Raw genomic sequence first — 22553 nt, forward strand, 5'->3', positions numbered from 1 at the left:
GATTAAGCAGGAACACGCAAATTTAAACTAAAAATATTAGCACTTAAAATATAATCAAAACTTCCTGGTGTTGATGTTGCAGCAAATGGAAATTATTTACATTGAGGCAGAGCCATATAACACTTAATGTAAAACTTGTTTTTAAGTACCAGCGGTATAATGGTAACTTTGTGCATGACCCTGGAAGAATTAAAACAGTTAGAAGATTTTTTTGCCAATGCAGCACCTCAACAAGTTCCTATCTACCTTAACGAGGCTACCATTATTACCAATTATAAACATTTTCTGGAAAGCCATTTTCTTCCGTTAAGGTTAAATCCTGATGCTAAAGTAAATGCCCCACTAATACACAGACTAAAGCTTTTAAAATTGCTTATCGAATCGAATGCTTAATGTTGCCATTTCTAAATAAAACGATGTATTTTAGTATATAATAAATTCACATTGAAAGCTTTTAATCTCTTATTCTGCTTCCTTTTTATTGTTTCTGCAGGCCTTCAGTACAATGATCCTGATCCTTATGTATGGATGCCGATTTATCTTTTTGGCGCTTGGTTATGCTGGATGTATTTCCGCGGAAAATATTACCAGAAAGCTTACTTAGGTGGAATTTTAGCCTACAGTATTTATGCGGTATATCTGTTTTTTGATAAATATGGCGTACTCAACTGGTATAATGACCACGCCGCAGAAAATATAGCCATGAGTATGAAGGCCACCAAACCCTGGATAGAAGAAACCCGCGAATTTGGGGGCTTGCTCATCCTGATTGTTGTGCTTGCAATCGATTATTTTACAACCAGAAGCAAGCGTATTTCCTAAAAGAATTATTAACTGCATAAAGTAAAATTTAAAATTATTCAGGGCAGATCTTAAAACTTGACGAGCATCAGTTTTTAAAACAAATATTTCCAACTATATTGGGGCTAATTGGTTATACCTATACCCTGATATCCCTTATGACGAAAAACATTTTCATTGCCTCAGCCGAACCTTACACCGGAAAATCGGTAATTGCTTTCGGCATGATCAATATGCTTTTGGCAAAAACCCAGAAAGTAGGTTATTTTAAACCCATTATCGCCCAGGACGACCCCAATGTTAGAGACGAACATGTAGAGGCCATGCTCGATTACTTTTCGTTGCCTGTTAACTACGAAGATGCTTTTGCTTTTACGCGGCAGGAAATGCTGCATCAATCAGAAGATAGCGGAACGATCATCAATACCATCATCAGTAAATACAAAAAGCTCGAAGACAATTATGATTTTACTGTAATTGAGGGTAGCGATTTTTTAGGTGAAGGCATGGCTTTTGAATTCGAATCAAATGCTTTGATGGCTAAAAATCTAGGCGCGCCAGTACTTATTGTTGTATCGGGCAAAAACAAAACCGCCAGTCAGCTTTTTAAAAGTGCCATTAACATTTACCGCAACTTTTTATTGAGGGATGTACAGGTATTGGGCGTGGTGGCCAATATGGTCAACCCCGAAGAGGCAGAACGCATCAAACAGGCGCTAACCAACCAGCTACCTTCTGAATTGCTTATCGCGGTAATCCCCACTGAAACCGGATTACAGAGCCCAACTATGAAAGAAATTACGCTGGCATTGGGCGGCGAAATACTTTTCGGTACGGAACTGCTCGACAATCAGGTTGATAATTTTGTAACCGGCGCCATGATGTTGCCCAACTTTTTAAGGCATGTTAAAGAAAATGTGCTTATTGTTACCCCTGGCGACCGCGGCGATATCATTATTGGCGCTTTACAAGCCAATTTATCGGCCAGTTACCCAAAAATTGCCGGTATTGTACTAACTGCAGGCAGCTTGCCCGATGAGCCTATTATTAAGTTGATAGAAGGTTTGCAAACCATTATCCCAATCGTTTCGGTACAAAAAGGAACTTTCGAAACTACCACCACTATTGGCGGTATCCATTCTAAAATTACCATAGCCAACAAAAAGAAAATTGCACTGGCCATTGAGCTTTTTGAGAAATACGTAGATAGCAAAGCACTCGATAATAAAATTATTGCTTTCTCTTACCAGGGCATTACGCCGCACATGTTCCAATACCAGCTGGTGAAATGGGCCAAACGCGACAAAAAACACATTGTACTGCCTGAAGGAAACGACGAAAGGATTTTAAAAGCCGTAGAAAAACTAATTGCACAGGATATTGTAGACATTACGCTGTTAGGCGATCCGGTTGAAATCGGAAACAGCATTAAAAGGCTTGGTATCAATCTGGATATCAATATCTTAAAAATCTACAATCCCATCCATTCGGCTCAATACAATAATTACGTAGAAACGCTTCACGAGTTGCGTAAAGCCAAAAATGTAAATCTCGAAATGGCCAGAGATATGATGACTGATGTCTCCTATTTCGGCACCATGATGGTTTACAAGGGCGATGCCGACGGGATGGTATCAGGTGCAATACACACCACTCAGCACACCATCAGGCCTGCACTGCAGTTTGTTAAAACCAAACCGGGCGTATCGGTGGTTTCATCCATTTTCTTTATGTGCCTGCCCGAGCGCGTAGCCATATTTGGCGATTGCGCGGTTAATCCTAATCCTACGGCACAACAGCTTGCCGAAATTGCCATCTCATCAGCCGAGAGCAGTGCTAAATTTGGCATTGAGCCCCGTATTGCCATGCTTTCTTACTCGTCGGGTACATCAGGCGAAGGTGAAGATGTAGAACGTGTGAGAGAAGCTACTGCAATTGTAAGAGCCAGGTACCCTGAATTAAAAATAGAAGGCCCTATCCAATATGATGCCGCAGTTGATCCTTTAGTAGGTCAGCAAAAACTACCGGGATCGGAAGTGGCCGGCCGGGCCAGTGTACTTATTTTCCCCGATTTAAATACCGGCAACAATACCTATAAGGCCGTGCAACGAGAAACCGGCGCTTTGGCTATTGGGCCAATGTTACAGGGTTTAAATAAGCCTATAAACGATTTAAGCCGTGGCTGCACGGTAGATGATATTTTTAACACTGTTGTAATTACAGCAATTCAATGCCAGGATCTTTAATATGAATATTTTAGTTATTAACTCAGGAAGCAGTTCTTTAAAATACCAGCTCTTTAAAATGCCTGAAAAAGCCCCGGTTTGCAGTGGCTTGGTAGAACGCATTGGCATTGAAGGCTCTTTTATCAAACATAACGTTTATACCCATGGCAATAAGCATAGCATCGAACTAGCTGCATTTATTGCCAGTCACGGAGAAGGCTTAAAACAGGTACTGACTTTGCTTAGCGAAGGTGAATTTGCGGTAATTGCAAGTCCCGATGATATTGCAGCAGTTGGACACCGTGTGGTACATGGCGGCGAACATTTTGCCGGACCAACTTTAATTACAGATGAAGTAAAACAACAGATTAAAAAACTCTTTTCGCTTGCTCCATTACATAACCCTGTAAATTACAAATGTATAGAAGTAGCTGAGAGAACCTTTACTAAAGCTAAACAGATAGCCGTTTTTGACACGGCCTTTCACCAAACTATACCTGAGCAGGCTTACCGCTATGCCATACCTGAGTGGTATTACAAAGAAGATAGCATCAGGGTATATGGTTTTCATGGCACCAGTCATAAATATGTAAGCGAACAGGCCATAAAATGGTTAAATAAAAAAGATAGCAAAATTATCAGTGTGCATTTAGGTAATGGCTGTAGCATTACCGCAATCAGCAATGGCAAATCGGTTGATACCAGCATGGGTTTTGGCCCGCTAAGTGGGTTAATGATGGGCACCCGATCGGGCGATATAGACCCATCGGTTATTTTCCACCTGATGGAGCATTCGGGTTATACACTAGAGCAGTTAAGTACTTTATTGAACAAACAATCGGGGCTTTTGGGCGTAGGTGGCTCGAGTGACATGCGCGATATCAGAAAAATGGCCGATGAAGGTAATCATGCTGCTATTTTAGCCCTCCAGTTATACGCTTACCGCATTAAAAAATTTATAGGTGCCTACGCTGCCGTTCTGAACGGTATAGATGCCGTGGTATTTACGGCCGGTGTAGGAGAAAACGATAGTCAGATGCGTGAAGCAGTTTGCTCCGGCCTTGAGTATTTAGGCATTACACTCAATGCAGCAGCAAACAAGGCTTATGCAGGCGAATTAAAGGAAATTAGCAATGCAGATTCAAAAGTAAAAATATTGGTAATCCCTACCAACGAAGAGTATGAAATTGCGCACCAGTGTTTCGATTTGTTAACTGTTGCGTAGTTTTAAGCAATGACTGATTTTTGAATAATGGAATATCCTATAGTCCGATTTTCATTCAAAAATCAGTCATTCAGGTATACCTTAGTCTGTGGTTTCCAGAATCGATAGAATATTACCTGCAGGATCTCTGAACCAGGCGATATTTGGCCCACCATTATCGCGGGAAATCCCTTTTTCGTCTGTTTTGATGTGTTCAGTGTGATAAAGCTCAAATTTCACCCCTTTAGCAATCAGTTCATCGGCCGTGTCATCAATATTATCGACAGGAAAGTTTAAAACTGTAAACGTTGCCGGAATATGATTAGGTTTGGGATATATAAGCACGTTATTTGAGCCTGAAATCTGTAACTCGATCACTCCCATCGGACTGTCTTTTACTTCGATACCGAGTGTGCCCTGGTAAAAATCTTTAGCTTCCTGTATATCATTTACAGAAAACGAGCTGAATACTTCTCTATTTTTTAACATAACTGTATTATTTAAGTTCAAACATTAACGAGCGCTTCTTTTGTTCAATTAACTTTTCCAGGCACCTAGTAAACGGCGTATCACTACAATTTCGGCAATATGATAAGCGTTGTGATCGGCAATTTGTAAGGCCTCCCGCAAAATGCTCTGCCCATCGCCATGCTCAATCTCCGCATATAAATCGGCAGACTCTAAAAGCTGAATAAAAGCTTCTTTATCGCTTTCAATCTGCGCTAAAGCAGCAATCCAGGTTTGTTCATCTTGAGGGGCAAGTGCTTTTGGCCAGTATTCGTCGGGCCATTTTGGCGATTGATGTGTAGCGTCACGACTAAATTCCAGCATATCCCATTGGGCAATTCTAATGTGATCGACCAATTGCCAAATGCTATAAGGCAAACCAGCGGGTTTTTCGCCCAGGAGTTTAAAAGGTAAATCTGCAACAGCGGCTTTAAGGCCTACATGTGCAGAACCGCCATTCAGTAGTTTTTTAAGTTCAGCGACTAAAACCGATGTATTATTTTCCATATCTATGAATTAAAGCCCAAAGGTTTAACAAGTAAAATTCTCATAGGTTTGTATAATCTTCATTTTCGGGAGACATTTTATCTCTTTCCCCGCTAATTCTGTTATTTTTGGGTATGAAGCTATCTTTTCCGATCCTCGAAACCTGTACTTACTTAAACACCGCCAATTCCGGTTTACTCTCAACTGAGCTTGCTGCCTGGAGAAAGGCACACGATGAAGCTTTTATTGCCGGTGGCAGCATTTTCAGGATGGAAAACGCACAGGTAATTGACCAACTTAGAAATAAGCTGGCTAGCTGTTTTGGTGCGAAAGCTGCAAATACTTATTTAGTGTCTAATTTTTCGGTGGGTTTTAATGCACTTTTAAACGGACTGGATAAAAGTCACCGTTTTTTGTTGCTTGAGGAGGAATATCCTTCAGTTAGTTACCCCGTAATCAGCATGGGTTTCGAATATCAAATTGTTAAAGTTGATGCCGACCTTGCTGACCACCTGATTCAGGCCATTGAAAAATTCAAGCCTACTGTACTGGCTTTTAGCATGGTGCAATACATCAGTGGTTTTCGGATGGATGAAGCATGGATACAACAATTAAAAAGCCGCTATCCGCAGCTGCTAATTATTGGCGATGGCACTCAATTTACCGGAACTACTGTCTTTGATTTTGAAAAATCGGGATTGGATGCTTTGCTTGGCAGTGGTTATAAATGGCTTTTGGGCGGTTATGGAAATGGTTATGCCTTTTTTTCTGATGCGTTAAAAGAGCATCTTTATCAAAAAAATAAACTTGCTGATTTACCTACTGCGCCTTTTTTACAAGGTAGAGATCACCTTTCGTTATATTTTGAACCGGGCCATTTAGATACTTTAAATTTCGGTACATTATATCAAAGCCTGATTCAGCTGGAAGCTTTGGGTTTTGATACCATTGAGCAAAAAGTACAGGCATTATCAAACAAGGCCAGATTAGCGCTGCACCGCCGTAACCTGGTTGCCGATTGGTTAATGGATCGGAAATACCAGTCGACAATTATCAGCATGCCCCTTGGCGAAAAAAAAGTTGCACAGTTACAGGCCGCTAAAATTATTTGCTCACCCCGCGGAGCAGGAACCCGGATTTCGTTTCATTTTTACAATACCGAAGCCGAATTAGACCTGCTGCTGGCCATTTTAGACCAGCCTTAGGCTACTTTAAAGATTGCATCAACAAAATACCGGTGCTGATCGAAAAAACGCTGATGTAGCTCGAATCCAGAAAATTTGGCCAACCTGTCGATATCGCTTAGTGCATACTTTTGCGAGATCTCCATCATGATGTACTCATTTTCGGCAAATGGAATAGCCGTTTGCCCAATTGTTACCAGCTGTTTTGTTAAACTGATGAGGTAGCTTTTACAGGAGCCGGTTTCCGGATCGTAACTGGCGTAATGCTCAAAACAACGGGCATCGAAATTGGCATCCAGCTCGCTGTTAATCCGTCGTAGAAGGTTTAGGTTAAATGCGCTTGTTATTCCTGCTTTATCATTATAGGCAGCTAAAATCTGTTTTGGATTTTTTTTCAGATCAAAGCCGATGATAAGTAAATCTCCGGGCGCCAGCAAACTTTTCAACGTTTTACAAAACTGTTCGGCATCGGCAATGGTCATGTTACCGATATTTGCGCCCATAAACAGCACTACCTTTCTGCGACCGGAAAGTTCAGTAGCCTGTTTCAGCATATCAAAATAATCGCCGTTTAAGCCTTTTACATCCAATCCAGGTAATTGAAGAGGCAAATTTTGTTGCAAATCGGCAATTACATGTTCAGAAATATCAACCGGACAGTAGCTAAATGTAGCCTTGGTATTTAATAACGATCTTAACAGGTGAATAGATTTTGTTGCATCGCCGGCACCGAGTTCTATTAAATCAAAAGGAGAACCTTCAGCCAATATTGCCTGTGCTATATCAGCAGACTGATGTTGCATAATTTCCATTTCAGCCGCCGTTAAATAATACTCCTCCATTTGCATAATCTGCTGAAAAATTCGGTCGCCGATGGCATCATAAAAGTACTTGGAATCTAACCTTTTCTGATTAGCCTGCAAGCCATTTAGGGTATCGTGCAGGAACTGTAATTTACTGTCTGTTGCGTTTTCGATAGTAGCTGTGCTCATATATATTTTTATTTAACCAGACGAATGCCTGTGTATTGCCATCTTAAATGCGGGTGAAAAAAATTTCGGTACGTAATGCGCGAGTGATTTGGTGGTGTTGCGATTGATGCACCACGGAGTACTTTTTGGTTAACCATAAACTTACCATTGTACTCGCCAATGGCTCCTGGCGCCTTACTAAAGCCCGGATAAGGTAAATACGCACTTTCGGTCCACTCCCATCTTTCGCCCCAGTTAAAGCTTCTGGCAGCTATTTCCCACTCAAATTCAGTAGGCAGGCGCATTCCTTTCCAGCTTGCAAAAGCATAGGCTTCGTAGTAACTGATGTGACTAACAGGAGCATCAACATTTACAGGCTGCAAACCTTTTAAAGTATAGTTAAACCACTTACCTTCTATCTGGTGCCAGTACATGGGGCTGGTAATGTGGTTATTTTTCACCCAATCCCATCCTTCTGCATGCCAGTAATTAAAATTACTATAACCTCCTGCTTCGATAAATTCCATAAAACCGCCATTGCTTACCAGTTGGCTGCAAATTTCATAAGCCTGAAGGTAAACCTGATGCCGGCTTAGTTCGTTATCAAAACAAAAGCCTTCTCCGGTATGCCCCACCTCATAAATTCCTGCCGCAATGCTTATAAAATCTGCCTGCGGTATTGCTTCATTTAAAACTTCTGTTTTATCGGCATACACCGGAAAAAGCGGATTGTTACCTAAAATGTACTTGATATCGGTAAGCAATAATTCCTGATGTTGTTGCTCGTGGTTAAAACCGAGCCTGAGCAATTCCTTAACCGCCGAAGTTAAAGGCGAAGCTAAGAGCTTCACCATGGCCTCATCTATATAGGCCCGGTACTGGTAAATTTCATGTACGCCTGGCCGGCTTAAATTGCCCCTGTCAGTACGGATAACCCGGTTACCCACCGTTTCATAGTAGCTGTTAAAAACATAATTATATTCGGTGTTATACACCTGATAATTAAGCGAAAATGGCATCAATATAAAGGTTTCAAAGAACCAGGTGGTATGGCCTAAATGCCACTTTGGTGGGCTTACATCTGCTACAGGTTGTACCACGTAATCTTCAGTTTGCAGCGGCTCACAAATTTTTTCGGTGTATTTCCTGATCTGTAAATATTCTTCTGTAAATGCCATTAGTTTTGATCTAAATATTTTTTAAGGTCGGTAATCGTATTAATATTCAGTGCTTTCGATTGTTTATCCCGCATCATTAAAGCATACGAATTATTAAAGCCAATGGGTTTAAGCCATCTAATGTTGAATTTCTTTTTAAATTCTCCGTATACATACTGATATGTTTTGTCTTTATCGTGTGCCATTGCTTTAGCAATTTGCTGATCGGGCTGCAGGAGTACCAATAAACCTGTACCAGTGTATTCGGGATAAAGGTCGATCTGATCGTTCGTTAAAGCATCAAAACAGATTTTTGTTCCGCCAAGCCCGCTTTTGGTTGATACGTTGTAATCGGTATTGCCTTTGATTAGCATGCTGTACATTTCGGCTAGAATGTATTGTTCGCCAAAAATTTTAGATCCGATCCGAACTGTGCCCCGGTTTCCGTTTCGGGAGGCTTTGTACAGCCCATGGCTGATCAAAAAATCTTTAGCCACCCGCTCAGGCGATTGATGAAGGTAATCGGTACGGTAATTTAAATCAGTCATTACCGAATCGGTAATTTTGTTGGCCAGTAGGTTTAATGTAGCCTCCAGTTGTGGAAATTGCTGTAATGCTGACTCCCGCACAATGGGTGCAGCATAATAAGGTGGAAAAATGCCTTTATCATCTTTTAAAATGCGCAGGTCGAAAGCTTTCAGGCGTCCATCGGTTGAGTAGCCGCTAATTACATCGAGTTCTTTAGAAAAGGCAGCCTTGTACATCACCGCATCGCTGATTACAATGGTGTGGATTTTTAAACCATAGGCCGATTTCAAACCCAGATCTCCATCCTGCCGGCCCATAAATTCTGGTGTAAAACCGGCTGTAAGACTCGAGCCATAAGCCGAAGGCAAGATATAAAAGCCTCCGAGTATCAAAATCAGCACAGGCAAAATGTAAACTGCCTTGCGTAGCCTTTTAAAATCCATTTTTTGAATAACAGACAGTAGCAGATCTAAAATAATTGCCAGTAACGCTGCAGGGATAGCGCCTGCCAGAATCATATTGGTATTGTTTAATGATATACCACCAAAAATGAACTCACCAAGTCCGCCCGCCGCAATAAAAGAAGCCAGGGTGGCTACACCAACATTAATAACTGTTGCGGTACGGATACCCGCCAGGATAACCGGCATGGCTAAAGGTAGCTCTACCTTAAAAAGAATTTGACTGGCACTCATTCCCATGGCTTTAGCAGCTTCTTTTACATATTCATCAATCCCGGTAATTCCGGTATAGGTATTTCTGATAATGGGCAATAACGCATAAATGAGCAGCGCTACAATGGCCGGTTTAGCACCAATACCCAAAACAGGGATCATAAACCCCAACAAAGCAATACTTGGAATAGTTTGCAGTACACCGGCAATGCCCAATACCAGACCAGACAATTTTCTTTTCCGGGCAATTAATATCCCTAGGGGCAATCCTACAGCTATGGCAAGCAATAAGGAAATAAAAGTTAAACCAACATGCTGTAAGGTTTGGGTAAACAGTTTGTCAGACTGCCCACTCATAAACTGCCATAAAGTTTGCTGTTGCTCACCCATGTGCCTGCAGGTTTTGATATTGGTTAAATCCTTTAGTTAACTGATCAAAACTGAGTGCTTTTATCTTCCCGTGTTCATCTACCGCCAGCAGTCTATTCTTTCCTGTTGATCTTAATAACTCCATTGCTTCCCAAACACTTACATCTGCCACCTCCGATTTTTCTTCAGCAGCAGCGGCATTGGGCAGGAAAGACCAGATATCGCTCAATTTGGTTATTTTAAACTCGAGTGTTAATTGCTGACCGGCTAAAAATTTCCTTGCAAAATCGTTTACAGGCTGATACAGCAGTTCTTTTGGCGTGCCCAATTGTACCACCTTGCCTTTATCCATTAAACAAATGCGATCGGCCAGTTCAAAAGCCTCCTGAACATCATGGGTAACCATCACAATGGTTTTCCGTTTCAATTCGTCTAACGCTTTAAATTCTTGCTGAATACTGGTGCGGGTTACATTATCTAGTGCCCCAAAAGGTTCATCCATTAACAGTACCGCCGGATCGGCAACTAAAGCCCTGGCCAAACCAACACGTTGTTGTTGTCCTCCACTTAGCTGGTTAGGCAACATATTTAGTGTATTTGCTGGTAAATGTAGTTTTTCCATCAATCCGTGAACGCGCTCTTCAATTTTAGCTTTGGGCCATTTTAACAATTTGGGTACTACAGCAATATTTTCGGCAATGGTATAATGCGGAAAAAGCCCGATATGTTGCATTACATAACCTATTTTTTTGCGGAGTGCATCTCCATCCTGCCTGGCAATGGCTTCGCCTCCTATATAAATTTCGCCGGCATCGGGTGTGATTAAACGATTGATCATCTTTAAAGTAGTGGTTTTACCGCAGCCACTTGTTCCCAATAATACCAGGGTTTCGGCTTCGTTTACTTTAAACGAAACCTCGTTAACCGCATGGGTATGGTTAAACTTTTTACTTACCGCTTTTAGTTCGATCATAGCCCTCAATCAATTTTCATGAACAGGTTATTTAGCGATTCAGCATAGGTAGGATGCGCAAATACACAATACCTGATCCTATCGTAAGTGATGCCACCTTCCATTGCCAGCTGCAAAATCGACATGATTTCGCCGCCTTCACTGGCCAGCACCGCAGCCCCCAGTATCTTTTTGCTATCCACATCTACTACGGCTTTAATCAGCCCACGGGTATCGCCGGTTTCAATTCCACGGGCAACGTATTCCATGGGCAATACAGCTGTCTTATAATTTAACTTTTTCTCCTTAGCCTCCTTTTCTGAAAGGCCAATCCGCCCAAGTTGTGGATCGGTAAACATGCAATAAGGCACCGGCCTTTCTGCAATGGAGTATTTAGTTCCTGCTATCAGGTTACGGTACACAATGGTATAATCGTTGTAAGCAATATGGGTAAAGGATGGGCCGCCTTTTACATCGCCAAGGGCATAAATGCCACTTACGTTTGTCTCCAGTTTTTCATTGACCAGAATATGCCCATGATCATCGATTTCTACGCCGCAATTTTCGAGGTCTATATCAGCGGTTTGCGGAATCCGTCCTGCGGCAACGAGTAAATGGCTTCCGCTAACAACTTTTTTATTTTTTCCAGTGGTTATGGATACCTTGATTTGATTTTGATGTTGTACGACCTTATTGATGCTTACATCGGTTAAAATCCCGATATCTTCAGCCTCTAAAATTCCGGTTAATGCTGCAGCGACATCACTATCTTCTTTAGCCAGGATACTGGCCGACTTTTCGAGTATGGTTACTTTAGATCCAAACCGGCTGAACATTTGACCAAACTCCAGACCAATATAATTTCCACCAATAATAATCAGTTCTTCGGGCAATTTATCCAGTTCTAAAATGGTGGTAGAGGTAAGATAATTTACGTCCTGCAGCCCTTCAATCTCCGGAAGCGCCGTTTTTGCACCAGTATTGATAAAAATCCAGTCAGCCGTTAAAGTATCTGTTCCGCCATCGGTGAGTGAAACCGTGATTTCTTTCTTACCACTAAACTTCGCCGTGCCGAAAATCAGTTTAAGGCCTTTGGTTTTACTGATGCCTTTTTCTGAAGAAGACCGGAAACTGTTGACAATATCATCTTTACGTTGGATTATCTTTTTGAAATCTACTTGGATTTTGCCGGTTTCAACACCGAGCGCCGGGGCATTTTTGGCCTGATACACTGCCCGTGCAGAGGCCACCATGGCTTTTGTTGGGGTACAACCGTCGTTAATACAGGTACCGCCTACATATCTTTTTTCAATCAGCGCCGTTTTCTTTCCTGCTTCAGCCAGTTTTTTAGCTAAAGGAACCCCTGCTTGCCCGGCGCCAATAATAATGGCATCGTAATGTTGCATTGTTTTGTTGCTTAAGGTAAAAAGGTTGTTTATAACCGCCTATTTGCTTTGATTAAATATAACCGAAATAAGCGATCAAAGTTTGCTCGTTTTAAATTAAATCTTCTTTAACAGCGGGTTAAGCAGATAAAATATTTCATCGAATAAAAAAGTTACAAACTATACCGGAAAATGAGCGTTAAATAAACAGACATTAACAAAACTATCCTTATGTATACTCAAGCTACAGAAAACACAGATCTTACCGTTCACGTTCAGGATGATGCATCCATTAATGATAAAAGAGAAACTTTATTAAAAACCTTGCTGGAAGGGTTGAATGCCGAAACCGACGATTTCAACTAAAATTGGTGACTATTTCCCGGAGCAGCTTAAAAAAAGAAAAGGGCGAAACAAATTAATGTTCACCCCTTTCCATCTAAATTAACGCTCTCGCGACAAAAGTAGAAATTCTGATTAAAAAACAATGTAACAAATAAGCAACATTTTACTTCGCTAAATCATTTTAGTTTACGATCTGCTGTGCCCTCCTCAGGTTATCGGTAGTTTGCAAAATCTTGTCTTTTAACTTGGCATTATAGTTAGGATGCGATTTCAAAAAATCCTGTACAACCTGGTATGCTTCGTTACTGTTGTAGCTAGAAAATATTGCAGCCAACCACGATTGCGGAAAAAATATATCGCCGGTTTGCTGTATCTCCTCTAACAGCTCCAAACTTTGTTTCAGGTATTTTATGGAGGTCTGTTGCCTTAACGGATGATGCAGATAAGCCAGTGCAGTTGTCGTCCAGGCTTCTTTCTGGCGGTTCTTACGCATTTTTAAGCTTTCAGCAAACTGATCTCTTTCCGCAACATTTAACGAGAGTGCAGGCATCAGGTACATTAACCTGTTTTTACGGTCGGCATTACTGGTGCGCGATAATTGGGTTTTTAAAATGTTATTGGCTGTATCTGTTTTAAGTGCCAGGGTTAGCGCCAGGCTACTATAATCGTCTTCCTGCAGTTTAACTCCTTCAGGTGCCGATTGCTTAAACCAAATCTGATAAAGTCTTTCTCCTGCTTCGCCCCCAATGTAAACGTTCTGATAGGCATTAAATAAAATCTTTTTATGGTTTTGCTGCTCTTGCTGCTGCATCGCTGTCCAAATGGCGTTTTCAAGATCTTTATGCAGCTCCATCCGTGTTTCCGGTTTAAGAAAGGTCCAATAAATATTGGTCAGGTAGCCGGCAATTAACCTTAAGTTCATTTCATTTTTTTCGGTGGCCAAGCCTTTCATGTAGAAATTGAGCAATTGTTTAGGCTTAAAGCTGTTGCCAGCCAGCATGTTTTCGTACGCATTGATATAAGCCGATGCCCGCTCAAGCGGATTGCTTATGGCCAGATGCTCCATCATCACCATATCAATAGGAAAAAGGCCATAGCCTGCACCATCGGCATTAAACAATATATAGCTGGGTTTTTCTAAACCTTTGGCCTCGCTAATAACCGTACTGGCATTTACAGCATTTATGTTTAAAATTTTGCTGCTGTTGGCATATACCAGTTTTAGCGTAAAAGCCTGTGGCCATACGCGCGGCGCACCATTTTCACTTTTTTGTGTCAGTATTAAACTGCTTATTTTATCGCCATCGTACTTAATTTCGTAATTAAATATAGGTCTGCCGGGCTGGTTTACCCAAACTTTGTTCCAGCTGTACAGATCGCTTTTGGTGTATTTGCTTAAAATGACAATCAAATCGTTCCAGGTAGCGTTTTTATAGGCATAACGTTTAAGGTATTCGCGTATGCCCTGCTGAAATGCTGTTTTGCCCATTAATTGTTCCAGCTGACGCATCATAACCGGTGCTTTATGGTAAATGATATTGCCATACATCGAGCCTGCTTCCTGCAGGTTATCCAGCTGCTGACGGATGGGGTTAGCACCCAATGTACGGTCTACCCCGTAGGCTGCCGGGTAATGGTCTTGCAGAAACTTTAAATCGAAGGTGCTTTTGCCCATTAACTTTTCCGTAACCTTATCGGCCATAAAATTGGCAAACACCTCTTTCATCCAAACATCGTTAAACCATTTCATGGTAACCAAATCGCCAAACCACATGTGTGCCGTTTCGTGCGAGATGAGATTTGAACGCGAAATAAACTGATCTTTAGTAGCACCCTGATCTAAAAACAAGGCCGACGATTTGTATTGCACCTCACCCGGATGCTCCATACCACCAAACTGAAAATCGGGAATGGCTGCAAAACCTATTTTTTGAAAAGGATATTTAATCGCCGTCCAGTCTTCTAAAAAGTCGAGTGCATCGCTATGCCCGATAAACACCGAATCGACACTGAGTTTAATTTTGGCAGAATCTGTTTCACGGTGCAAAAACTCCATGTTGCGGTTTTTTACTTTCCTGCTCAGATAGGTATATTTTCCGGCTGTAAATGAAAACAGGTAAGTTGGCAATTTATCAGAGTTATTAAAGTGATAGGTAATTGCGTTTCCGTTCAGCACCGAATCTTTTTTACTTGCATTAGCCATTACTTTCCAATCTGTTGGAACAGTTAACGAAAGTAAAAAGTTAGCTTTTAAGTCGGGTTGATCGAAGCAGGGAAAAACAGTACGCGCATGATCAGGTACAAAAAGTGCATACAGAAAATCCTTATTCCGGTTTAACGATTCGTTACCGGCAATAAAATCAATGGCAATACGGTTATTACCCGTTTTTAAATTAGCCGCCGAAATAACAATATGTTCGTTCTTAAAGTTAAGGGCTACAGCCTTTCCATTCACTTTAAGCCCTTTTAAATGACTGGCATCTTGCTTAAAGTCGATCTGCACCTCTCCTGCCTTATTCAATTTAAAATCAATATTTTCTGTCGACTGAATTGGAGTATTTAGTTCATCAGGAATACTAAAATGAACCTGGTATTGAATGTTGCTAATGGTTGCGCTTCTGTGCGTGGCCAGTGCCAGCGATACACCGGGTTGAACCGGAACAGTCTGGTTCTTTTGTTGTGCAAAAGCTGCCTGACTGAGTATTAAAAAAGTAAAAAAATATTTAGGGTTAATCTTCATCATGAACTTATTCTCCGTTAATCATTTGCAATATAGTGCCGTAGCTCATCCAAACCATGGTAAGCACCACGGCCCATCCGGTAAGGGTAAGCCATAGCGGTTGTTTATAGCCGGCAATAATCTTATTCCGGTAGGCAGCAACGAGCATTACACCCAGCGCTATAGGCAAAATAAAGCCATTTATAGCACCCACAGTTAGCAATACTTTTACCGGCTTACCAATGAGGATAAAAATAACACAGCTAACGGTAATAAAGCCAATGATAATGGCGCGGTTAAATTTAAGAATCAAAGGGTGAAAACTTTTGATAAAAGAGATAGAGGTGTAAGCCGATCCCACAACTGATGAAATGCCCGCAGCCCATATCACCACACCAAATATCTTGTAACCGATTTCGCCACTGGCCAGTTTAAATACCGAGGCTGCCGGATTTCCTGCATCTAAAGTAAAACCTTTACTCACCACACCTAAAGCAGCTATAAACAGCAACAAGCGCATTACCGATGCCAGGCCTATTGCACTTAAAGCACCCTTATTTACAGCACCCAGATTGGCTATACCCGTTTGGCGGGCATCTAATAAACGGTGCGCACCCGAAAAGGTGATGTAACCGCCTACTGTGCCACCTACAATGGTTAAAACTGCGGTAAAACTAAACTGCGTAGGGTTAACCGACCTTAAAGCGGCTTCGGCCAGAGGCGGCGAACTGGTGTAGGCAATAAACAGGGCCAGCAGGATTTTAATCAGTCCCATGCATTTGGCAAAAAGATCCATGGCTTTACCCGCTTCGCGATAAATAAAAATACCAATGGCCATTATGGCACTAATTATAGCGCCCTGCCCCACACTTATACCAAATAGCACGTTTAAGCCCAAGCCGGCGCCCGCAATGTTACCGATATTAAAGGCTAAGCCTCCTAAAAAAACCAGAAAGGAGATAAAATACCCCAATCCCGGGAATACTTTGTTGGCAATATCTTGTGCAGGCTTATCAGCAACAGCGATAATGCGCCAGATATTGAGCTGGGCAATGGCATCGAGTACAATGGAAAGCAGGATTACAAAAGCAAAACTGGCGCCCAACTGTTGCGTAAAAACCGCCGTTTGTGTTAAAAATCCGGGGCCAATAGCCGACGATGCCATTAAAAAAGCTGCCCCCAGCAGCACACTCCAATTGTATTTATTTTTCATTTTGAGGTGCTTTAACCAAAATCCCTTCCGATTTTAACTTTTCTGCAATGCGCTTTGCAAAAGCTACAGCATGTGCCCCATCGCCATGTATGCAAATGGTTTCGGCATCAACAGCAATGGTTTTACCGCTAATACTTTGCACTTCTTGCTTTAATGCAAAGCCAACAACCTGTTTTAATGCAGCCTCTTCATCGGTAATTAATGCGCCGGGCTCCGTACGGGGTGTTAACGAACCATTATCCTGATAACTGCGGTCGGCAAATACTTCAGATGCCGTTGCCAGGCCCATATTTTTGGCTTCGGTAATCATTTCACTCCCCGAAAGTGCATACAAAATCAATTTCGGGTCGAAATCATACACAGCCTGTACAATAGCTTTAGCCAGGGCAGCATCTTTAGCGGCCATATTATACAGTGCCCCATGCGCTTTTATGTGATTTAAATGCGCCCCAGCTGCCTTTACAAAAGCATGCAAAGCACCAATCTGGTATAAAGTAAGCTGGTAGGCTTCCTGTGGCGAAATCTTCATTTCCCTACGCCCAAAGCCCTGCAAATCAGGCAAACCCGGATGAGCCCCTATGGCTACCCCTTTTTGGATGGCCAGGGCTACAGTTTGCTGCATTACGGCAGCATCGCCGGCATGAAAACCGCAGGCAATATTGGCCGACGAGATGTAATCCATCAATTCAGCATCGTTGGGCATGGGGTAATTTCCAAATGCTTCGCCCATATCGCAATTCAGATCTATTTTTTTCATATGGTATTGGTATACTTAATATTTATAGCATTGGTAATCAACAACAAATCATGCTCCTGTTGAAGATACAGTTCTTCTGCTTCATCACTCGAAATTTCAGTAAAACTAATTTCATCTCCGGGTTTTAATTGCGCACATAAAGGCAAATCTACAGCGGCAACATGCGCAATACGCGGATAACCTCCGGTAGTTTGACAATCGGCCATCAATATTACCAGATCGCCATTTCCGGTTACCTGTATAATGCCAGGTGTTACAGCGGTGCTGAGCAATTCTTTTTTGGTTTTGCGCACCATGGCTTTGCCCGATAAGTGATAGCCCATCCTATCGCTCCTTAAAGCAATTTGGTAAGGTTTGGTTAAAAAGGCAATAATCGAACTGGCATCAAACCAGCTAAACTCATTAGCCAGCACCACCCTGATGGTTTTGCGGTTAAGCGGCAACAAACTTTCGCGCGAGATGCGCCAGTTCGGATAAATTAAAGCCTTGCTGCTGAGCTGCTGCATAATGGCCGCAGCCACGGTACTGATAGCTTCGCTGCTGCGCAATACATCGCCCGCTGCCAGTTTACGGCCTTCGAAACCACCAAATTTAACCGGCAGATAAGTGCTTTTGCTGCCCAATACTTCGGGCACTTCCCAGCCACCGGCTACAGCCAGATAGGTACGCACACCGATTGGATTATGGATAAAAGTAAGCGCTGCCCCTGCTGCAAAAAACAAAGGTTTTTCGGCAGGCATTACTTCGCCATTATACGTAAGTAATGCACCATCGCCAGAGTAAGCAATTAAAATAGGGCTAAGCGCTTTAAAAGAAGCATTGGCATAGGTAAACTCGAGCGTGGCCAAATCATCGTCATTGCCCACTGCTTTATTGGCCAGACGGTGCGCCAGCTGGTCCATTGCGCCCGAAACGGGTATGGCCTCGGCCAGGTGCTGGTACCTTCCGCAATCTTGCACTGTAGTAAGCAGGCCGGCTTTAATGATGCTTATCTCCATTTTTTAAACAGGGTAAGCATTAAATTCGTCGATAGTAATAGCTTTAAACGTAACCGTATCGCCACCTTGTAAAAGTGCAGGGTTTTGGCGCGCTGCGTTAAACATTTGCAAAGGCGTTCTGCCAATAATTTGCCAGCCACCGGGTATGGCTATGGGGTAAATACCGGTTTGCAAACCGGCTATACCCACCGAGCCTGCGGGTATGGCAGCCTGCGGTACTTCTTTTCTGGGTGTTGATAAACTTTTTGGCATACCGCCCATGTAGGCAAAACCGGGTACAAAGCCCATCATGTAAACGCTGTAAACGGCGCTGCTGTGCAGGGCAATTACCTCTGCCTGGCTAAGGTCGTTGTTTTGCGCCACGGTTAAAATATCCGGACCAAAATCGCCTCCATAACATACCGGAATAACCACATGCTTGCCCGCCTGCACAGCCAAACCGGGCGCGCTATGGCTCAGTTGTTTTAAATAACCCGATACCTTTTCGTAGCAGGTTTTACCCGGCAAATCGGACTGTGCAACCTGCAAAAGATCGAAAAACACGGTTAAGGTACTGTATGCAGGTACGGTGGTTATTAAACCCGGAAAAGGATGTTGTTTTAAAAGCTGGTTAAAACTGCTTACCTGGCGCCACAGGCGCTCGCTTATGCTGTTACCAAAAACTACAGTAAGGGCTTTTTCGCTCAAAGCATAAATAGAAATGGAATAACCAGACACAATGTCTCCCTGCTGCTCGCTCATATTAACTACGCCAAACCATTTTTAGAATAAATAAGCTTCATAAACTCTTGTGCAAACCAAGTGTAACCATAAAAATGATTATATAATATTGAAATAGCAAGTTGAAATTGATGTTGATCTACAATTTGTGAACTAACCACATAAATAATCTGATGAATTATTTTATTTATCAAAGTTAATTCGTAATATTACATAGCTAGACCTGCTAAGTACCCATCCCTATTTTAATTACTGTATTGTTTAATTTAAAGTAGAATAGTTATGCCTGGTACCGAAAGCGGTTACGCCAAAAATGCAGCAAATTTAAATGATTTGATTATTCGTTTAAAAACCTTAGGGCCTGCTTACCAACCACCAAAAGATCATTTTAAAATTGAAGCTTTAGAAAAGCTCTCAAAAGAAGTAGAGGAAACTAATCGAATCTTAAGCAAAGTATCTCCCGTTTACAGCAAAGCTGTAGATGATCAGGAACTTATCTTTAAGCAGCTTAATAAGCTAATTACCAGAAGTTATAATTATGTAAAAGTTGCAACAGACAATCCTTCTGAGCTTAATACAGCAAAAACTTTGGCTGATAAATTAAGAGGAGTAGTTAAAAAGTCTACTTCATCCAATGCAGCTGCTGATGGAACAAAACTTCCATCACAAGCAAAAACATCTTACGACAATAGAATTGAGCATCTAAAGCAATATATTGATGTATTGAGCACTAGTCAGATCTATAAACCTGCAGAAGAAGATATTAGTATTGCTTCACTTCAAACCCAACTCGAAAAGATGCAAAGCAGCGTTAATAATGTTGCCTTAATAAAACCGGATATTGATGATGCGCGCAGAAACAGATTTAATATCTTTTATAATTCCCAAAATAACTTAATAGATACCGTACAAGGTGTGAAAACTTATATAAAAGCATCTTTAAAGAATGATCACCCTGAAAAAAAACATATCCTTGGCATCCCGTTTAAAAGGCTAAAAATGTAAGGTATTGGGCTCATGCCCCCCTATTTGAACGATAGGCTATCTGTAATGGATAGCCTGTTTTTTTCATATCCAAATTTCCATCTTAGCTTGAAAAAACGTTTAAATAATTTGTAGTTATGATACATAACAACATGTTTTGTCATGTATTTGTAGTTTCGAGAATGTATTTTTTTTCAACAAAACATATATCGTAATATTGCAATAAAACAATTAAGCATGGGACTTACTAAAAGCGACATATTTACACAGGAGCAAAACGAATTATCCACGATTTTGAAAGCTTTAGCACATCCTGCGCGAATAGCTATCCTTCAACACATTATCAAACTAAAAGCTTGTATCTGCAATGATCTAGTAGAAGAACTAGGCCTTGCTCAAGCTACTATATCACAGCATCTAAAAGAACTCAAAGGAATTGGTGTTATAAAAGGAAGTATAGAAGGAACTAGCATTTGCTACTGCATAGATGAAGTTGTTTGGAATAATATCAAAAGCTTATTGAACGATTTCTTCATTGATGATGTTAGAAAAATAAATTGTTGCTAAGTTTTTTTGCTTAATTCAATCGTAATATTGCAATATAACAATAAAATATATGAAACTATCACAAGTAAAAGAAAATTTGACGAAATTAGATAACGTCGAGTTTCAATTGGAGAATGGCAAATATGTGCCAGAAAATTTCCATGTAACAGAAGTAGGTTTAGTTAATAGACGCTTCATTGATTGTGGAGGAACTATGCGAAATGAAACCGTTGTTAATTTTCAGCTCTGGGATGCTAACGATTATGAACATAGATTAAAACCAGCAAAGTTACTTTCCATCATCAAATTGTCTGAAGAATTATTGGCATTGGAAGACCTGGAGGTTGAAGTTGAGTATCAGAATCTAACTATTGGTAGATATGGTTTGGGTTTTAACGGAAAGCAATTCATACTTACATCAAAAACTACTGCTTGCTTGGCGAGAGATGCTTGCGGAGTTCCGAATGTTAAACAGAACTTGAGCTTAAATTTACGGGGCAAGTCAGAATGTTCACCAAATTCAGGCTGCTGTTAGTCATGTATCGAGAAATCAAGCATAATATTAGTAAGCTTATTGTTCTTCCGATTAGCAACGAACGTAAGAAAACTCTAAATGAACTAGTTGAATATGTGCAATCTAAAGTGTCTGCGAATATGGATGTAAATATAAATTTCATTTGTACTCATAATTCAAGACGTAGCCACTTCTCACAAATATGGGCTCAAATTGCCGCTACCTACTACAACATACCAAGGGTTTTCTGTTACTCAGGTGGTACAGAGGCAACAGCTTTATTTCCAAAAGTTGTTGCCACTCTAATTAATACTGGCTTTAAAATAGATAAGTTGCTAAATACAGATAACCCTATTTACATCATCAAATATTCCGACAGCTCAATGCCTATTATTGGCTTCTCTAAAGTCCACGACCACCTATTTAATCCATCTTCAGAATTTGCTGCTGTAATCACTTGTTCACAAGCGGATTTAGGTTGCCCATTTGTAGCAGGGGCAGATAAGCGTATACCTATAACTTATGAAGATCCAAAAGTTTCAGATAACACATCTAAACAAACCCTAATCTACAACACACGAAGCTTGCAAATTGCATCTGAAATGTTCTATGTGTTCTCAATGATTGAGAATCATAAATAGCATTCTTAAGTTTATAGATAGATATTTAACCATTTAGATATGATTTGCGAAAGCTTTTATTCTTAAATATGTCTTTTGTTGGTTCCTGAAATGAATCAAAGTCTCAGGATTGGTTTATCAGCAATGATCAATATATTTTTAAATTAAAAGCTATCCCGAAATACTAAAATCCATCCATGTAATATTATTTAAAACTATACTGGTTTTATTAAAGCCATACCATCTTATTAAAGACCAAGCCCGCTTTGTTAAAGACCGTACCTGCTTTATTAAAAACTATACCCGCTTCATTAAAAACCGTACCCGCTTCATTAAAAACTGAACCCGCTTCATTAAAAACAACACCCGCTTTGTTATAATCGATACCTTCCTTATTCAAAACACTAATAATCTTATTGAAAGTTATTACACCTTTAGCTAAGTTCAAACGATGGACATTTACCCATGGTCGATGGATATTTATCCACATATATCGTTCAGTCAGAAACTTGCGCCATTGCCAGCGTAAGCAATTAGTTTATTGAAATGGGTAACTACAAATCTGTCAGGTAATCCTCATAGGATAGATTTTATGGTGTTTCGATTCTTAGCAGACTCTTCCGCTTTAAATGCTCAAGGATCATTTCGCTTTTTGCCAAAGCTGATAAGAAGCTTAAGCCTATGTCTGATTTTT

The 22553-nt window shown here is 41.0% G+C and carries 23 protein-coding genes; 10 read left to right on the forward strand and 13 right to left on the reverse strand.

The window, feature by feature from the left end:
- Positions 1-135 precede the first annotated feature (135 nt).
- From BLR37_RS01875 to BLR37_RS01890, 4 genes are all read left to right on the forward strand, one after another.
- On the forward strand, positions 136-393 hold the full coding sequence (locus BLR37_RS01875; RefSeq protein WP_244154571.1) for a DUF6965 family protein: 258 nt from the start codon (positions 136-138) through the stop codon (positions 391-393).
- Positions 394-444: 51 nt separating this feature from the next.
- Positions 445-822 (forward strand): transmembrane 220 family protein, encoded by a 378-nt coding sequence (locus tag BLR37_RS01880; RefSeq protein ID WP_167356530.1) that lies wholly within the window; start codon positions 445-447, stop codon positions 820-822.
- Between the two features lie 137 nt (positions 823-959).
- On the forward strand, positions 960-3047 hold the full coding sequence (gene pta, locus BLR37_RS01885; RefSeq protein ID WP_090763836.1) for a phosphate acetyltransferase: 2088 nt from the start codon (positions 960-962) through the stop codon (positions 3045-3047).
- A gap of 1 nt (position 3048) precedes the next feature.
- Entirely contained in the window at positions 3049-4251 is a 1203-nt protein-coding gene (locus BLR37_RS01890) for an acetate/propionate family kinase (RefSeq protein WP_090763839.1), read from the forward strand.
- 81 nt (positions 4252-4332) lie between these two features.
- On the opposite strand, the gene BLR37_RS01895 is transcribed toward BLR37_RS01890, so the two are convergent.
- Positions 4333-4719 (reverse strand): VOC family protein, encoded by a 387-nt coding sequence (locus tag BLR37_RS01895; protein WP_090763842.1) that lies wholly within the window; start codon positions 4717-4719, stop codon positions 4333-4335.
- Positions 4720-4767: 48 nt separating this feature from the next.
- Positions 4768-5244: a DinB family protein gene (locus BLR37_RS01900; protein ID WP_090763845.1), complete on the reverse strand. Its 477-nt coding sequence runs from the start codon at positions 5242-5244 to the stop codon at positions 4768-4770.
- Between the two features lie 113 nt (positions 5245-5357).
- Here BLR37_RS01900 and BLR37_RS01905 point away from each other — a divergent pair, with 113 nt between their 5' ends.
- On the forward strand, positions 5358-6428 hold the full coding sequence (locus tag BLR37_RS01905; RefSeq protein ID WP_090763848.1) for an aminotransferase class V-fold PLP-dependent enzyme: 1071 nt from the start codon (positions 5358-5360) through the stop codon (positions 6426-6428).
- Here BLR37_RS01905 and BLR37_RS01910 read toward each other — a convergent pair.
- Genes BLR37_RS01910 through BLR37_RS01930 form a run of 5 tightly spaced genes read right to left on the reverse strand, consistent with a single transcriptional unit; the run spans position 6425 to position 12464 of the window.
- Positions 6425-7399 (reverse strand): L-histidine N(alpha)-methyltransferase, encoded by a 975-nt coding sequence (locus BLR37_RS01910; RefSeq protein WP_090763850.1) that lies wholly within the window; start codon positions 7397-7399, stop codon positions 6425-6427. The genes BLR37_RS01905 and BLR37_RS01910 overlap by 4 nt on opposite strands.
- Positions 7400-7407: 8 nt before the next feature.
- Positions 7408-8556 carry an ergothioneine biosynthesis protein EgtB gene (egtB, locus tag BLR37_RS01915; RefSeq protein WP_090763852.1) on the reverse strand — a complete coding sequence of 383 codons (1149 nt, stop codon included), beginning with the start codon at positions 8554-8556 and terminating at the stop codon, positions 7408-7410.
- A complete protein-coding gene (locus BLR37_RS01920) occupies positions 8556-10127 on the reverse strand; it encodes an ABC transporter permease/substrate-binding protein (RefSeq protein WP_090763854.1) in 1572 nt (523 codons plus the stop codon). The genes egtB and BLR37_RS01920 overlap by 1 nt, the downstream gene beginning before the upstream one ends.
- Positions 10120-11079 (reverse strand): ABC transporter ATP-binding protein, encoded by a 960-nt coding sequence (locus BLR37_RS01925; protein ID WP_090763856.1) that lies wholly within the window; start codon positions 11077-11079, stop codon positions 10120-10122. The genes BLR37_RS01920 and BLR37_RS01925 overlap by 8 nt, the downstream gene beginning before the upstream one ends.
- 5 nt (positions 11080-11084) lie before the next feature.
- Positions 11085-12464 (reverse strand): mercuric reductase, encoded by a 1380-nt coding sequence (locus BLR37_RS01930; RefSeq protein ID WP_090763859.1) that lies wholly within the window; start codon positions 12462-12464, stop codon positions 11085-11087.
- A 210-nt stretch (positions 12465-12674) separates the two neighbouring features.
- Between BLR37_RS01930 and BLR37_RS25630 the strand changes: the two genes are divergently transcribed.
- Positions 12675-12809 (forward strand): hypothetical protein, encoded by a 135-nt coding sequence (locus tag BLR37_RS25630; RefSeq protein ID WP_279615708.1) that lies wholly within the window; start codon positions 12675-12677, stop codon positions 12807-12809.
- 160 nt (positions 12810-12969) lie between these two features.
- Here the strand turns inward: BLR37_RS25630 and BLR37_RS01935 are convergent, their stop codons facing one another.
- The 5 genes from BLR37_RS01935 to pxpB are packed head-to-tail and all read right to left on the reverse strand — an operon-like array spanning position 12970 to position 19216.
- Positions 12970-15531 carry a M1 family metallopeptidase gene (locus BLR37_RS01935; protein WP_244154572.1) on the reverse strand — a complete coding sequence of 854 codons (2562 nt, stop codon included), beginning with the start codon at positions 15529-15531 and terminating at the stop codon, positions 12970-12972.
- A gap of 4 nt (positions 15532-15535) precedes the next feature.
- Positions 15536-16720: an NRAMP family divalent metal transporter gene (locus tag BLR37_RS01940; protein ID WP_090763864.1), complete on the reverse strand. Its 1185-nt coding sequence runs from the start codon at positions 16718-16720 to the stop codon at positions 15536-15538.
- Positions 16710-17477, reverse strand: a complete 768-nt coding sequence (locus BLR37_RS01945) for a 5-oxoprolinase subunit PxpA (RefSeq protein ID WP_090763866.1) — start codon at positions 17475-17477, stop codon at positions 16710-16712. The genes BLR37_RS01940 and BLR37_RS01945 overlap by 11 nt, the downstream gene beginning before the upstream one ends.
- Positions 17474-18475 carry a 5-oxoprolinase subunit C family protein gene (locus BLR37_RS01950; RefSeq protein ID WP_090763868.1) on the reverse strand — a complete coding sequence of 334 codons (1002 nt, stop codon included), beginning with the start codon at positions 18473-18475 and terminating at the stop codon, positions 17474-17476. The genes BLR37_RS01945 and BLR37_RS01950 overlap by 4 nt, the downstream gene beginning before the upstream one ends.
- A gap of 3 nt (positions 18476-18478) precedes the next feature.
- On the reverse strand, positions 18479-19216 hold the full coding sequence (gene pxpB, locus BLR37_RS01955; protein WP_090763871.1) for a 5-oxoprolinase subunit PxpB: 738 nt from the start codon (positions 19214-19216) through the stop codon (positions 18479-18481).
- Between the two features lie 261 nt (positions 19217-19477).
- Between pxpB and BLR37_RS01960 the strand changes: the two genes are divergently transcribed.
- The 4 genes from BLR37_RS01960 to BLR37_RS01975 all read left to right on the forward strand — a co-directional run bounded on the left by BLR37_RS01960 (position 19478) and on the right by BLR37_RS01975 (position 21880).
- Positions 19478-20200 (forward strand): hypothetical protein, encoded by a 723-nt coding sequence (locus tag BLR37_RS01960; RefSeq protein ID WP_090763874.1) that lies wholly within the window; start codon positions 19478-19480, stop codon positions 20198-20200.
- Positions 20201-20416: 216 nt separating this feature from the next.
- Entirely contained in the window at positions 20417-20746 is a 330-nt protein-coding gene (locus BLR37_RS01965; RefSeq protein ID WP_090763880.1) for an ArsR/SmtB family transcription factor, read from the forward strand.
- Positions 20747-20795: 49 nt separating this feature from the next.
- Entirely contained in the window at positions 20796-21260 is a 465-nt protein-coding gene (locus BLR37_RS01970) for a DUF6428 family protein (protein WP_090763883.1), read from the forward strand.
- 2 nt (positions 21261-21262) lie between these two features.
- A complete protein-coding gene (locus BLR37_RS01975; protein WP_090764836.1) occupies positions 21263-21880 on the forward strand; it encodes a low molecular weight phosphatase family protein in 618 nt (205 codons plus the stop codon).
- Between the two features lie 208 nt (positions 21881-22088).
- On the opposite strand, the gene BLR37_RS01980 is transcribed toward BLR37_RS01975, so the two are convergent.
- Positions 22089-22307 (reverse strand): hypothetical protein, encoded by a 219-nt coding sequence (locus BLR37_RS01980; protein ID WP_143009510.1) that lies wholly within the window; start codon positions 22305-22307, stop codon positions 22089-22091.
- Positions 22308-22553 lie beyond the last annotated feature (246 nt).

This window comes from Pedobacter soli (assembly GCF_900101435.1).
Taxonomy (GTDB): domain Bacteria; phylum Bacteroidota; class Bacteroidia; order Sphingobacteriales; family Sphingobacteriaceae; genus Pedobacter; species Pedobacter soli.